The organism is Mycobacterium sp. SVM_VP21 (assembly GCA_024758765.1).
Classification (GTDB): Bacteria; Actinomycetota; Actinomycetes; order Mycobacteriales; family Mycobacteriaceae; genus Mycobacterium; species Mycobacterium heraklionense_C.
Window position 1 is genome coordinate 4673792 of record CP101406.1, and the last position, 13109, is coordinate 4686900.

At 66.8% G+C, this 13109-nt stretch carries 13 protein-coding genes; 11 read left to right on the forward strand and 2 right to left on the reverse strand.

All coding sequences use genetic code 11. The annotated features are described in order from the left end of the window. Positions 1-8: 8 nt before the first annotated feature. Positions 9-404, forward strand: a complete 396-nt coding sequence (locus tag NM962_21855; protein UVO12457.1) for a tautomerase family protein — start codon at positions 9-11, stop codon at positions 402-404. Here NM962_21855 and NM962_21860 read toward each other — a convergent pair. Next, positions 388-1248: a ribokinase gene (locus NM962_21860; protein UVO12458.1), complete on the reverse strand. Its 861-nt coding sequence runs from the start codon at positions 1246-1248 to the stop codon at positions 388-390. The genes NM962_21855 and NM962_21860 overlap by 17 nt on opposite strands. Before the next feature lie 178 nt (positions 1249-1426). Between NM962_21860 and NM962_21865 the strand changes: the two genes are divergently transcribed. From NM962_21865 to NM962_21885, 5 genes are read left to right on the forward strand one after another with little or no spacing between them, the layout of a single operon-like run. Continuing rightward, positions 1427-3508: a HAMP domain-containing protein gene (locus tag NM962_21865; GenBank protein UVO14891.1), complete on the forward strand. Its 2082-nt coding sequence runs from the start codon at positions 1427-1429 to the stop codon at positions 3506-3508. After that, positions 3505-4872: a mechanosensitive ion channel family protein gene (locus NM962_21870; GenBank protein ID UVO12459.1), complete on the forward strand. Its 1368-nt coding sequence runs from the start codon at positions 3505-3507 to the stop codon at positions 4870-4872. Before NM962_21865 ends, NM962_21870 begins: the two co-directional genes overlap by 4 nt. Positions 4873-4932: 60 nt before the next feature. Continuing rightward, entirely contained in the window at positions 4933-6186 is a 1254-nt protein-coding gene (locus NM962_21875; protein ID UVO12460.1) for a glutamate-5-semialdehyde dehydrogenase, read from the forward strand. 25 nt (positions 6187-6211) lie between these two features. After that, on the forward strand, positions 6212-7111 hold the full coding sequence (locus NM962_21880; GenBank protein UVO12461.1) for a MoxR family ATPase: 900 nt from the start codon (positions 6212-6214) through the stop codon (positions 7109-7111). Between the two features lie 7 nt (positions 7112-7118). Next, positions 7119-8561: a VWA domain-containing protein gene (locus NM962_21885; protein ID UVO14892.1), complete on the forward strand. Its 1443-nt coding sequence runs from the start codon at positions 7119-7121 to the stop codon at positions 8559-8561. A 31-nt stretch (positions 8562-8592) separates the two neighbouring features. On the opposite strand, the gene NM962_21890 is transcribed toward NM962_21885, so the two are convergent. Further along, complete coding sequence (locus NM962_21890) at positions 8593-9639, reverse strand: class I SAM-dependent methyltransferase (protein ID UVO14893.1); 1047 nt, start codon at positions 9637-9639, stop codon at positions 8593-8595. 196 nt (positions 9640-9835) lie between these two features. Here NM962_21890 and nadD point away from each other — a divergent pair, with 196 nt between their 5' ends. Genes nadD through NM962_21915 form a run of 5 tightly spaced genes read left to right on the forward strand, consistent with a single transcriptional unit; the run spans position 9836 to position 13096 of the window. Further along, entirely contained in the window at positions 9836-10435 is a 600-nt protein-coding gene (gene nadD, locus NM962_21895) for a nicotinate-nucleotide adenylyltransferase (protein ID UVO14894.1), read from the forward strand. Further along, entirely contained in the window at positions 10432-10827 is a 396-nt protein-coding gene (gene rsfS / locus NM962_21900) for a ribosome silencing factor (protein ID UVO12462.1), read from the forward strand. The genes nadD and rsfS overlap by 4 nt, the downstream gene beginning before the upstream one ends. Continuing rightward, complete coding sequence (locus NM962_21905; GenBank protein ID UVO12463.1) at positions 10824-11507, forward strand: histidine phosphatase family protein; 684 nt, start codon at positions 10824-10826, stop codon at positions 11505-11507. Before rsfS ends, NM962_21905 begins: the two co-directional genes overlap by 4 nt. After that, positions 11497-12246, forward strand: coding sequence for an SGNH/GDSL hydrolase family protein (locus tag NM962_21910; GenBank protein UVO12464.1), 750 nt, complete (start codon positions 11497-11499; stop codon positions 12244-12246). Before NM962_21905 ends, NM962_21910 begins: the two co-directional genes overlap by 11 nt. Before the next feature lie 7 nt (positions 12247-12253). Further along, positions 12254-13096, forward strand: coding sequence for a DegV family protein (locus NM962_21915; protein ID UVO12465.1), 843 nt, complete (start codon positions 12254-12256; stop codon positions 13094-13096). The last annotated feature ends 13 nt before the right edge of the window (positions 13097-13109 follow it).

A 13109-nucleotide genomic window follows, 5' to 3' on the forward strand; every position in this document is an offset into this window, starting at 1 on the left:
TGTGAATCATGCCCACCGTCCTGATCGAGGTCCGCCGCCACTACGAGCCGGCCGAGGAAGTCGCGATCATCGACGCCGTGCACGGCGCGCTCGTGACCGCGTTCCAGATCCCGGCCAAGGACAAGAACGTGCGGCTGGTCGTGCATGAGCCGCACCGGTTTGCGGTTCCGGCGCAGCTCTCCAAGCCCGAATGCCGCACCCTGATCTCGATCGACTGCTTCTCCGGCCGGTCGCTTGAGGCCAAGCGTCTGCTTTATGCCGGAATCGTCGAAAACCTTGCTGTGCTGGGCATTCCCGCCGACCACGTGATGATCACCCTGCATGAGGCGGATCGGGAAAACTGGGGCATCCGGGGCGGGCAAGCCGCATCCGATGTCGACCTGGGATTCAACGTCGGAGTCTGAACGCATCCAGTGCTGCGCTGATCGCCTCGGCACTCGGTGCGCAGTCCCCGGCACCGGCCACCAGGGTGGCCAACGACCCTGCCACGCAAGCGCGCTGCACTGCGCGTTCGATCCCCCCGGGCCATTCGGTCGCCAGCACCCCGGCGAACACGTCACCCGCGCCCGTGCTGTCGAGCGCCTGAACCACCGGAGCCGGCATCGTGCGAGTGCCGCCGGGCCCGCAGTAGCGGGCGCCATCCGCGCCGAGGGTGACCACCCGGTGCGCCACCTTGTGGCGAAACCGCTCGGATTCGGATTCGTTGACCACCGCGACGTCAACCTGCTCGATGAGCCCCGCCATATCCGTGGCGGGCGGGGACACGTTGAGCATCACCGTCGCCGCGCCCGTGTGAGCCACCTCGGCGGCCGCGGTGGCGACCGGGATCGGAATCTCCAGCTGCATCAGCAGCACGTCGCAGTCGGCGATCAGGTCGCGCTGACCGGAATCCAGCGCCCACGTGCTGTTGGCGCCGGGGGCCACCACGATGGTGTTCTCCTCGGACAGGTCCACCGTGATGACCGCCGAGCCGCTGGGCCCGGGCATCGTCGTCAGGCCGTCGGTCCCGACACCGTTGCTCTGCAGGTGCCTGCGCAGCAGCAACCCGGCGTCGTCGTCACCGACCGCGCCCACCAACTGCACCTGCGCCCCCGCTCGTGCCGCGGCCACCGCCTGGTTGGCGCCCTTTCCGCCGGGGTAGCTGCTTCGCGCCGTGGCCAGCACCGTCTCGCCCCGGGCGGGCAAGGTGGCGACGTTGAACACGGTATCGAGGTTCACGCTGCCCACTACGCACACCCGCGTCACCACGCAGTCCAGCTTCGCATTCGCAACCGTGGAATGTCGTGCATCCCCTAGTGTGAGACTCCATCCGACAACCGGTGAAGGGAGCCGCCGAGTGGACTCGGCACCGTCGACAGTGACCACGGCGAGTGATGAGCGCCGGCGCTGGCGGTTGCTGGCCCGGCTCAGCATTCAGACCAAGCTGATGTTCATCCTGCTGATCACCAGCGTGGCCTCGGTCGCGGTCGTGGGATTCGTCGAGTTCCAGTATGGCGCACAGGAATTGCAGCATGCGGCCACCAGCAAGTTGGTGCAGGCACGGGAGGCGCAGCGACGTGCGGTCACCGGACTGTTCGCCGAGATGACCAACTCCCTAGTCGTTTTCAGCGGGGGAGCGACCGCAGCTACCGCACTCAAGTCATTTACGGCTGGATTCGACGAGCTCGCCGCCGCTGCAATCACGCCCGAACAGCAGGGGGCGATAGAGGCTTATTACCAGGACCACTTCACCAAGGCGCTGGGCAAACGGACCGGCGAGCAGCCGGACATCGCCGCGTTGCTGCCCACGGCGAACGCGCAGCGTTACCTGCAGGCCCGCTACACCGCAGGCTTTGTCGCGGAGCCGAAGAAGTCCGACGACTCTGGTGACGGCAGTGCCTGGTCGGCGGCAAATGCCCAGTTCAACAACGTCTTCGCGGAAATCGTCCAGCTCAACGAGTACCTGGACGCGTTGCTTCTAGACACCCGAGGCAATGTGGTCTATTCGGTCAACAAGGGCGTGGATCTGGGTACCAACGTGCTCACCGGTCCCTACCGTGAATCCGGTCTGCGTGACGCCTATCGCAAGGCGTTGGCAGCCAACGCGGTCAATTTTGTGTGGATCACCGATTACCAGCCTTACCAACCCAACTTGGACACACCCACCGCCTGGTTGGTGTCTCCGGTCGGTACCAAGGGCGTGGTCGAGGGCGTGTTGGCCTTGCCGCTGCCCAGCGCCAAAGTCAATCGGATCATGACCGCCGACCGTGAGTGGGAGGCCGCTGGGCTGGGTCACACCACCGAAACCTATCTGGCCGGTCCGGACCACCTGATGCGCTCCGATTCGCGACTGTTCCTGGAGGATCCGGAGCGGTATCGCCGGGAGGCGGTGGCGGCGGGGACCTCGGAGGCGACGGTGGAACGCGCGCTGCGGCTGGGAACCACTACCTTGGTGCAGCCGGTCGGCGGTCCGGGACTGGAGGCCGCACAGCGTGGCCAGACCGGCACGCTGACCAACGGGCATGCCTATCTGGGAAACCGCGAGCTGACTGCGTACGCGCCGCTGACCGTGCCCAACTCGGACCTGCAGTGGTCGATTCTGGCGACCAGGGACTACTCCGACGCCTACGCCGCGGTCACTTCGTTCAGCAAGCGGGTGGTGCTTGCCACCACCGGCGTCATCTTCGCCATCTGCGTGCTGGCCATGCTGCTGGCGCGACTTTTCCTGCAGCCGATCCGCCGCCTGCAGGTCGCAGCCCAGCGGATCAGCGCCGGTGACTACAGCGCCGCGGTGCCGGCCCGGACGGCCGACGAGATCGGCGAACTGACTAAGGCGTTCAACGACATGAGCTACAGCCTTCGCACGAAGGAGGAGCTGCTCGATCAGCAGCGCAAACAGAACGACGAGCTGCTGCTGTCACTGATGCCGGAGTCGGTGGTACGACGTTATCGCGGGGGCGAGCAGGCCATCGCGGAAGAGCATCACAACGTCAGCGTTGTCTACGCCGAACTGCATGGGATTGACCAGCTGTCCTCCGAGCTCTCCGCGAGCGAATTGGTGACAACCGTCGACGATCTGGTCAGACAGTTCGACGCGGCGGCCGAAGCCGTTGGGGTCGAACGAATTCGCACCATGTACAACGGCTATCTCGCAGGTTGCGGCTTGACCACCCCGAGGCTGGACGGGGTGCACCGTATCGTCGAGTTCGCGTGCGAGATGCAGCGCATCGTTGATCGGTTCGACGTCAAAACCGGTTACCGGCTGAGCTTGTGGGCCGGGGTCAACACCGGAGAAGTCGTCAGCGGTCTGGTTGGCCGGTCCGGGGTCACTTATGACCTGTGGGGCTCTGCTGTCAACCTGGCCTACCAGTTGCGCAGGGTCACACCGGAATCCGGCATCTACGTCACCGCCGGAGTGCGCGACATGCTGGACGGTACCGCGGAGTTCTCGCTGGCCGGCACCCTCACGATAGGTGACGCCGAGGAGCAGGCCTGGCGATTGGCTTCGAGATTTTCCGAGGCACCGTGAACGTCTTCGGGGCGTGGTTGTACTGGGCGGTCGGTGTCGCGATCGGCCTCCCGGTGGGCCTGGTACTGCTGACCGAAGGGCATGTGGCGCTGGCGCGCAGAGGCAGCCACCTCGCCCGACCAGTGGCTCTGGCGCGTAATTACCTGTTGCCGCTGGGCGCATTGCTGGTCTTACTGGCGCAGGTCGCCGGCGTACCGGGACACGATCCGATGCTGCGGATCATCTACACCGCGTTCGGCTTCGTGGTGTTGGTGGTACTGCTGTCCGGGCTGAACGTGACCTTTTTCCAGAGCGCTCCAAAAGGCTCCTGGCGCAGCCGGATACCGACCATCTTCGTCGATGTCGCACGATTCCTGCTGATCGGTGTGGGTCTGGCGCTGATCCTGTCGCACGTCTGGGGTGCCAGGATCGGCGGCCTGTTCACCGCGTTGGGTGTGACGTCGGTGGTCATCGGCTTGATGTTGCAGAATTCGGTCGGCCAGATCGTTTCGGGTCTGTTCATGCTGTTCGAGCAGCCATTCCGGATCGGTGACTGGCTTTCCACCCCCACCGCACGTGGCCGGGTTGTTGAAGTGAACTGGCGGGCGGTGCACATCGGCACCGCTGACGGGCTGCAGGTCACGCCGAACTCGGTTCTGGCCGGAACCTCGTTCACCAACGTCAGTCGATCCGGCGGTGCGCACCGGGTATCGATCACGACCACCTTCGCCGTCGTGGATCCGCCAGACCAGGTGTGCGCGTTGTTGTCACGGGTTGCGACCGCTCTACCGATGCGAACCACCGGCGAGGCACCGGATTCGGCGGCACTCGGCGGTGGCCAGTACCGCACCACGGTCGCGCTGGGCTCGCCGGCCGACGACGGCGCGGCGCAGACCACCTTCCTGAGGTGGCTTTGGTACGCCGCCCGACGGGCGGGACTGCACCTTGACGAAGCCGAAGATGTGTTCTCGACACCGGAACGAGTGGCCGAGGCACTGCGGTCAGTAGTGGCACCCGCGCTTCGGTTGACCGATGACGACCAGCGCGCCCTGGAGCCGTACGCCACGGTGGTCCGTTACGGCAGAGACGAGGCCCTGCAACGGGCTGGCCAGGTGCCGACCGCGATGACCTTTCTGACCGAGGGCAGCGTCCGGCTCACCAGTGCGGATCCAGCCTGGCCGGACGCCACGCTGCGGCACGGTGCGTTTCTCGGCGTCACCACGCTGACCCGGCAACCCAGTCTGTTCGACGCGCACGCCGTGGAGGAAGTGACCGCGGTAGTCATCGACCGGGAGAACATCGAAGAACTGGTGATGACCAAGCCGTTGTTGCTGCAGGAGCTGGGCCGCATCATCGATCAGCGGCGTCCCGCGGCATCTGCATAGCAGGGGACGGTACAGCGAGGCCGTTTTACCTGATCGGGCGTTCGCCGATACTCTGGCACGATGAGCGTCCCCGTGCTTCCCGACCTGCGCCAAGAGGTCCATGACGCCGCCCGCCGCGCGAGGGTCGCCTCGCGTTCCCTGACGGCGCTGTCCACCGCTGCCAAGAACAGTGCGCTGAACGCCGCAGCCGACGCGCTGCTGGCCCACGCCGACGACATCTTGGCCGCTAATGACCGCGACGTTGCCGCTGCCCGTGACGCCGGCACGCCCGAGGCCATCTTGGACCGACTGGCGCTGACCAAGTCCCGGGTTGACGGGATCGCCGCCGGACTGCGTCAGGTCGCCGGCCTGCCCGACCCGGTCGGCGAGGTACTGCGCGGCTACACCTTGCCCAACGGGCTGTTGCTGCGTCAGCAGCGCGTCCCACTCGGCGTGGTGGGCATGGTCTATGAGGGCCGGCCGAACGTCACCGTCGACGCATTCGGGCTGACACTGAAGTCCGGCAATGCCGCGCTGCTACGCGGCAGTTCGTCGGCGGCCCACTCCAACCAGGCGTTGGTGGACGTGCTGCGCGGTGCTCTGGAGGCCGAGGACCTGCCCGCCGACGCGGTGCAGCTGCTGTCGTCGGTTGATCGCGCCACCGTCACCCACCTGATCCAGGCCCGCGGACTCGTTGACGTGGTGATCCCGCGCGGCGGGGCCGGGCTGATCGAGGCCGTGGTGCGCGATGCGTTGGTGCCCACCATCGAGACCGGTGTCGGCAATTGCCACGTCTACATCCACGAGGCCGCCGACCTCGACATCGCCGAACAGGTGCTGTTGAACTCCAAGACCCGCCGGCCCAGTGTCTGCAATGCCGCCGAGACGCTGCTGATCGACAAGGCGATCGCCGCATCCGCGGTGCCACGGCTGGTGGACGCGTTGACCGCCGCCGGAGTAGCGGTGCATGGAGACGCCGACGCCGCCGCTGACGAGGACCACCTACGTCGCGAGTACCTGGCGATGGACATCGCGCTGTCGGTGGTCGACGGGCTAGAAGGCGCGATCGATCACATCAACGAATACGGCACCGGTCACACCGAGGCCATCGTCACCACCAACATGGCGGCCGCCCAGCGATTCAGCGAGCAGGTCGACGCCGCGGCGGTCATGGTCAACGCCTCCACCGCCTTCACCGACGGCGAGCAGTTCGGCTTCGGTGCCGAGATCGGCATCTCCACCCAGAAACTGCACGCCCGGGGGCCGATGGGGCTGCCGGAGCTGACGTCGACCAAATGGATCGTGTGGGGTGACGGCCACACCCGTCCCGCCTAAGGCGCCTCGAAGGAGCTACATCCGCATGGAAAAACCCGCCGTTCCCGCCACCCCGGCCCGCCAAGCGCCGCTGTTTTCCGACATCGACGACGTCGCCCGGCGGCTGGCCGAGACGGGCTACCTGGCCGACACCGCCACCACCACGGCGGTGTTTCTGGCCGACCGGCTGGGCAAACCCTTGCTGGTGGAGGGTCCGGCCGGGGTCGGCAAGACCGAACTGGCCCGCGCGGTGGCCGCGGCCACCGGTTCCGGGCTGGTGCGGTTGCAGTGCTACGAGGGCGTCGACGAAGCCCGGGCGCTGTATGAGTGGAATCACGCCAAGCAGATTTTGCGCATCCAGTCGGGGTCCAACGGCGGTGACTGGGACGCCACCAAGATGGACGTATTCTCCGAGGAGTTCCTGCTGTCGCGTCCGCTGCTGACCGCGATCCGGCGCACCGATCCGACGGTGCTGCTGATCGATGAGACCGACAAGGCCGACATCGAGATCGAGGGTCTGCTGTTGGAGGTGCTCTCCGACTTCGCGGTCACCGTCCCGGAACTGGGCACGATCACCGCCACGCGCACCCCGTTCACGGTGTTGACCTCCAACGCCACCCGGGAACTGTCCGAAGCGCTCAAGCGCCGCTGCCTGTTCCTGCACATCGACTTCCCAGACCCGGACCTGGAACGCCGGATTCTGCTGTCGCGGGTACCCGAGTTGCCCGAGCATCTGGCCGCCGAGCTGGTGCGCATCATCGCGGTGTTGCGCGGCATGCAGCTCAAGAAACTTCCGTCGGTGGCCGAGACCATCGACTGGGGCCGCACCATCTTGGCCCTGGGCATGGACACCATCGACGATGCCACCGTCGCTGCCACCCTGGGGGTAGTGCTCAAGCACCAATCCGATCAGGTGCGGGCATCCGGCGAGCTGCGACTGAACTGATGGTCGTCTGATGGTTCGCCGCACCCGCCCGTCGCAACCTCTTGCCCCGCACGGAATTCCGGGGCACCTGGTGGGGTTCGTGGAAGCGCTGCGCGGACAGGGGATTTCGGTGGGTCCCTCCGAGACCGTCGACGCTGGACGGGTGCTGACCGCGATCGGGCTCGACGACCGGGAGGTGCTGCGGGAAGGCCTGGCCTGCGCGGTGCTGCGTCGGCCCGACCATCGCGACACCTACGACGCCATGTTCGATCTGTGGTTCCCCGCCGCGTTGGGTGGGCGCACGGTGGTCGTCGATGGCGACGAGCAGCCGTCCGACGACGTGCCCCTGCCGGAGGACGCCGAGGACATGCGGGCAATGCTGCTCGATCTGCTGACCGAGAATCCCGATCTCGCCGACACCGATCCCCGATTGTCGGCGATGATCGCCGCCATCGTTGGTGCCTACGGGCAATACCGCTCCAGCCGGGGCCCGTCCTACTCGGCCTACCAGGCGCTCAAAGCGCTGGCGCTCGACGAGTTGGAAGGCAAGTTACTGGCCGGGCTGCTCGCGCCTTACGGCGACGAGCCCAGCCCCACCCAGGAACAGATCGCCAAGGCGATGGCGGCGCAGCGGATCGCTGCACTGCGCAAGCTCGTCGACGCCGAGACCAAGCGGCGCACCGCCGAGCAGTTGGGGCGCGAACACGTCCAGATGTACGGCATTCCGCAGCTGAGCGAGAACGTCGAGTTCCTGCGTGCGTCCGGCGAACAGTTGCGTCAGATGCGCCGGGTGGTGGCGCCGCTGGCCCGCACCCTGGCGACTCGACTGGCCGCGCGTCGGCGACGCTCCCGTGCCGGGACCATCGACCTGCGCAAGACCCTGCGTAAGTCGATGTCCACCGGCGGAGTGCCGATCGACGTGGTGCTGCGCAAGCCGCGGCCCGCGCGGCCCGAGCTGGTGGTGCTGTGCGATGTCTCGGGCTCGGTCGCCGGGTTCAGTCATTTCACTTTGCTTCTGGTTCATGCTCTGCGGCAGCAGTTTTCCAGAGTTCGCGTCTTTGCGTTCATCGACACCACTGACGAGGTGACGCACCTGTTCGGGCCGGAGGCCGACCTGGCCGTGGCGATCCAGCGGATCACCCGGGAGTCGGGGGTCTATACCCGCGACGGCCACTCCGACTACGGCAATGCGTTCGTCTCGTTCGCCGAGAACTATCCGAACGTGGTGTCGCCCCGCAGTGCGCTGCTGGTGCTCGGCGACGGTCGCACCAATTACCGAAACCCAGGGGTGGAGGTGCTGTCGCACTTGGTGACCGCCAGCCGGCACGCGCACTGGCTCAACCCCGAGCCTCAGCATCTCTGGGGCAGTGGCGATTCCGCGGTTCCGCGGTATGCCGACGTGATCCCCATGCACGAGTGCCGCTCGGCCAAACAACTGGCCGGCGTCATCGACGCCCTGCTGCCTGTCTAACCCCGACGGCGTGGTCCGGCGTTAGGACTCGTCAGCGGGTCCGCTCGTATACCAACCAGCGCAGCTCCATCGGGCTGTCGCTGCGCGAGGTCCGGAACGCGTCGAGCCCGGTAGCCCACCCGATGTACCAGCTGGTGGGCGGCCAGGCGCCGTCGGGCAGATTTGCCTTCTCGTAGTCGTGCGCCGATTCGTCGGAACGTAGCTCGAGTGGCAGGCCGGCTGCGGCGGCCGCCATATCGTTGCGGGTAAACAAGCTGGAGTAGATCTGCTGGCAGAATTCGCGGGCCGCCTGGTCGGGCTCGTAGCCGTCGTTCGCCAGGAAGCTGTTGAACACCAGCTTCCCGCCCGGAGCCAGACTTCGGGCGGCGAGCTCGAAAAGGTCGCGCACCTGCTGCGTAGACCGGAAATCGGTCAGTACCTCCGAAAGCACCATCATCTGGTAGTCGTCGCGCAGGTCGTCGGCGTCGGCGAACACGTCACGCACGATGACTCGCACGTCCAACGATTCCCGTTCGGCCTCGGCCTGAAGGATCGCGGCGAATTTCGGGGTCATCTCCACGACGTCGACCGGATGCCCACGGCGTGCCAGGGCTAGGGCGTTCCGGCCGGTGCCGCCGCCGATCTCAAGCACCCGATGAGTGGCTGGATCGTCCGCTTCGCTCGAGATCTGCCAGATCCGGGCATCGGGATGGGAGCCGAACAACGGTGGTTCTCGCGTCGCGAGCCAGTACTCGTATGCCTGCGCGAGGGAGCTCCACTGGGCGCGGACCGTGTAGTTCAGGGTGGCGCCGATCGGGGCGTTGTAGGAGATGACGATGTGCGAACGTGGCGATGCGGAGTAGGCCTGAGTCAGTTGACCGTGCAACACCCCTTTGAGACTGGCGAGTTCGAGATCACTGAAGGGCTTGCCCAGGCCCGAGAACACCGTGGCGCACATTGACACGTATTCGTCGACCATGCTCGGCACGGCCGGCAGCCTGATCTCGCCGGTGATCTGTGCCCGGGTGTAGAAGCGCCTGAGCATGGCGTCTTTGGTCGCCTGGGTGCGATCAGTCGAGTTCACCGGAAAACCTTCCACAGACATCTTCTACACGATCGGCATCGGCTTCGCGGCAGCAACGGGGTGTTGCGCCACCGATGAGAGTATGCCGAAGCGGAAAGCTGCCCGGCGCGTCGGCCGACTACGCCGCAAGCGAGCGGTACCACCAGCACGCTCACGCCGACGAGGACCCCAAGTAAGCTGGCCTATCGTGCGAAAACGGCGGCTTGGAGTCATGGGTGGGACGTTCGACCCCATCCATCATGGGCACCTGGTCGCCGCCAGCGAGGTGGCCGATCTGTTCGAGCTCGATGAGGTGGTTTTCGTGCCAACGGGCCAGCCATGGCTCAAGGAACGCCGCGTCACTGCCGCAGAGGACCGTTACCTGATGACGGTGATCGCCACCGCGTCGAACCCACGGTTCTCGGTGAGCCGCGCCGACATCGATCGCGGCGGCCCCACTTACACCAAAGACACCTTGCGCGACCTGCAAGAACAGAACCCCGACGCCGAGCTCTACTTCATCACCGGTGCAGACGCGCTGGCCACCATTCTGTCCTGGCAGGATTGGCCGGAGATGTTCGAGATGGCGCGGTTTGTGGGGGTGAGCCGGCCCGGCTACGAGCTCAACGGCGACCATCTCGCCGAGGCGCTCGGCTCCCTGCCGCCGCATGCCTTGACGCTGGTCGAAGTGCCGGCACTGGCGATCTCTTCCACCGATTGCCGCCGGCGCGCGGCAGAATCCCGCCCGATCTGGTACCTGGTACCAGACGGGGTGGTCCAGTACGTGTCCAAGCGCCGCCTCTATCAACCGACCCCCGGAGACCAACAATGACCGCGACACCCGAGGCCGTGCGGATGGCCACCGTGGCGGCCGGCGCCGCCTCGAACAAGCTGGCCGACGACGTCGTCGTCATCGACGTCTCAGCGCAGCTGGTCATCACCGACTGCTTTGTCATCGCCTCGGCCTCCAACGAGCGCCAGGTCAACGCCATCGTCGACGAGGTCGAGGACAAGATGCGCCTGGCCGGCTACAAGCCGGCACGCCGCGAGGGCACTCGGGAGGGGCGCTGGACTCTGCTGGACTACATCGACGTCGTCGTGCACATCCAGCACCAGGACGAGCGGGACTTCTACGCGCTGGACCGGTTGTGGAAGGACTGCCCGCTGGTGCCGGTGGACTTAGCGGACTCAGCCGGTGAGTCGGCGCCCGAGGACGCCTCGTGAGGATCCGCAGGTTGATCCTGCTGCGACACGGCCAGACCGAGTTCAACGCCGGCAGTCGGATGCAGGGGCAGTTGGACACCGTTCTCAGTGACCTGGGTCGGGCGCAGGCGGAGGCGGCGGCGGAGGTGCTGCGCAAACGGCACCCGCTGCTGATCGTGTCTTCGGACCTGTGGCGGGCCTACGACACCGCCACCGTGCTGGCCGAGCACAACGGGTTGCAGGTCCGGGTCGACACCCGGCTGCGGGAAACCCATCTGGGTGACTGGCAGGGATTGACCCACGAACAGGTCGACGCCGCCGCACCGGGCGCCCGGTTGGCTTGGCGTGACGACGCCCGATGGGCACCCCACGGCGGGGAGAGCCGCATCGACGTGGCCGAGCGCAGTGTTCCGTTGGTGCGCGAGCTGGTGGCCGGGGAGCCGGACTGGGGCAGAGCCGATCACGCCGATCAGCCGGTAGTGCTGGTCGCCCACGGCGGGCTGATCGCCGCTCTGACCGCGGCGTTGCTGCGGTTGCCGGTGGAGAACTGGCCGGTGCTGGGGGGGATGGCCAACGCCAGCTGGACCCAGCTCAGCGGATACTCCGACAGCCCGGATTCCGCCCAGGACGACTTCGCCGATGTGCGGTGGCGTCTCGACGTCTGGAACGCTTCAGCACAGGTGGCCGGCGATGTCCTCTGACGCACGGACGCCCGCGCAAGCCCGTCCCACGCTGCTGGTCTTCGCTGACTCGCTCTCCTACTACGGGCCCACCGGCGGCCTGCCCGCCGATGATCCACGGATCTGGCCGAACATCGTTGCCAGCCAGCTGGACTGGGACGTCGAACTGATCGGTCGGATCGGCTGGACCAGCCGAGACGTCTGGTGGGCGTCCACCCAGGACCCACGGGCGTGGGCGGCACTGCCCCGGGCCGGGGCGGTCATCTTTGCCACCAGCGGGATGGACTCACTGCCCTCGGTGTGGCCGACGGCAGTGCGTGAATTGATCCGTTATGTGCGGCCGGCCTGGCTGCGGCGTTGGGTCCGAGATGGCTACGGCTGGCTGCAGCCCCGGTTCTCGCCGGTGGCGCGGGCGGCCCTACCGCCGCACCTCACCGTGGAATATCTTGAGATGACTAGGGGAGCAATCGATTTCAACCGTCCGGGTATTCCCATCGTGGCGTCGCTGCCGTCGGTGCACATCGCTGACACCTACGGCCGCGCCCACCAGGGACGGGAACCCACGGTGCGCGCGATCACGGCCTGGTCGCGGGAACACGATGTGCCTCTGGTGGACCTGAAGGCCGCGGTGGGCGATGAGGTCATGAGCGGGCGTGCAAATCCTGACGGCATTCATTGGAACTTCGAGGCGCACCGGGCGGTCGCCGACCTGATGCTCAAGGCCCTGAGTGAGGCCGGCGTCCCCGGCCCGTTGGTATGACCGCCTGATGAGCGTCGTCGTCATCACCGATTCGTCGGCCTGCCTGCCGCTTGAGACGCGTGACCGCTGGGGTATTCGCACGGTACCGCTGCACATCCTGCTCGAGGGAGCCGATTTGCGTGACGGTGTCGACGACGTGCCCGCGGACATTTATGCGCGCGAGCGTGTCACCACCTCGGGGGCGGGGCCGGAAGAGCTGGCGGAGATCTACCGGAATGCGCTTGACTACAGCGCGGGCTCTGGGGTGGTGGCGGTGCACATCTCCTCGGCGTTGTCCGGGACGTTCGGCACCGCAGCACAGGTAGCCGGTCAGATCGGGCCCGGCGTGCGGGTGGTCGACTCGAAATCGGCGGGTATGGGCACCGGGTTCGTGGCGCTGGCCGCCGCTCGGGCGGCCGCCGACGGTGCCGACCTGAATGCCGTTGCGGCCGCGGCCGATGCCGCCGTGCAACGCGGTCACGCCTATATGGTGGTGCAACGCCTCGACAATCTGCGGCGCAGCGGCCGGATCGGCAGTGCTGCGGCCTGGCTGGGCACCGCACTGTCGCTGAAACCGCTGCTCGCGGTAGATGACGGAAAACTTGTTCTGGCCCAACGCATCCGCACCGTCAGTAAGGCCGTCGCGTCGATGATCGACCGGGTTTGCGATGTGGTCGGAGATCGCTCAGCGGCGCTGGCGGTGCATCATGTGGCTAATCCACAGGGGGCCCAAGAGGTGGCTGGCGCGCTGGCGGAGCGGTTGCCGGTCTGTGAGCCGGCGGTGATCACCAGCCTGTGCCCGACGTTGGCCCTGCACGTGGGGGCTGGCGCGGTCGCGGTGTGCGTCGATGTCGACCCGGTTGGGGGCTGAGCGCGTCAACGCC

Excerpts from the sequence above, each read along its gene's own strand:
- NM962_21855 (UVO12457.1), top strand. The coding sequence starts at position 9 with ATGCCCACCGTCCTGATCGAGGTCCGCCGCCACTACGAGCCGGCCGAG.
- NM962_21865 (UVO14891.1), top strand. The coding sequence starts at position 1,427 with ATGTTCATCCTGCTGATCACCAGCGTGGCCTCGGTCGCGGTCGTGGGA.
- NM962_21875 (UVO12460.1), top strand. The coding sequence starts at position 4,933 with ATGAGCGTCCCCGTGCTTCCCGACCTGCGCCAAGAGGTCCATGACGCC.
- NM962_21880 (UVO12461.1), top strand. The coding sequence starts at position 6,212 with ATGGAAAAACCCGCCGTTCCCGCCACCCCGGCCCGCCAAGCGCCGCTG.
- nadD (UVO14894.1), top strand. The coding sequence starts at position 9,836 with ATGGGTGGGACGTTCGACCCCATCCATCATGGGCACCTGGTCGCCGCC.
- rsfS (UVO12462.1), top strand. The coding sequence starts at position 10,432 with ATGACCGCGACACCCGAGGCCGTGCGGATGGCCACCGTGGCGGCCGGC.
- NM962_21910 (UVO12464.1), top strand. The coding sequence starts at position 11,497 with ATGTCCTCTGACGCACGGACGCCCGCGCAAGCCCGTCCCACGCTGCTG.
- NM962_21915 (UVO12465.1), top strand. The coding sequence starts at position 12,254 with ATGAGCGTCGTCGTCATCACCGATTCGTCGGCCTGCCTGCCGCTTGAG.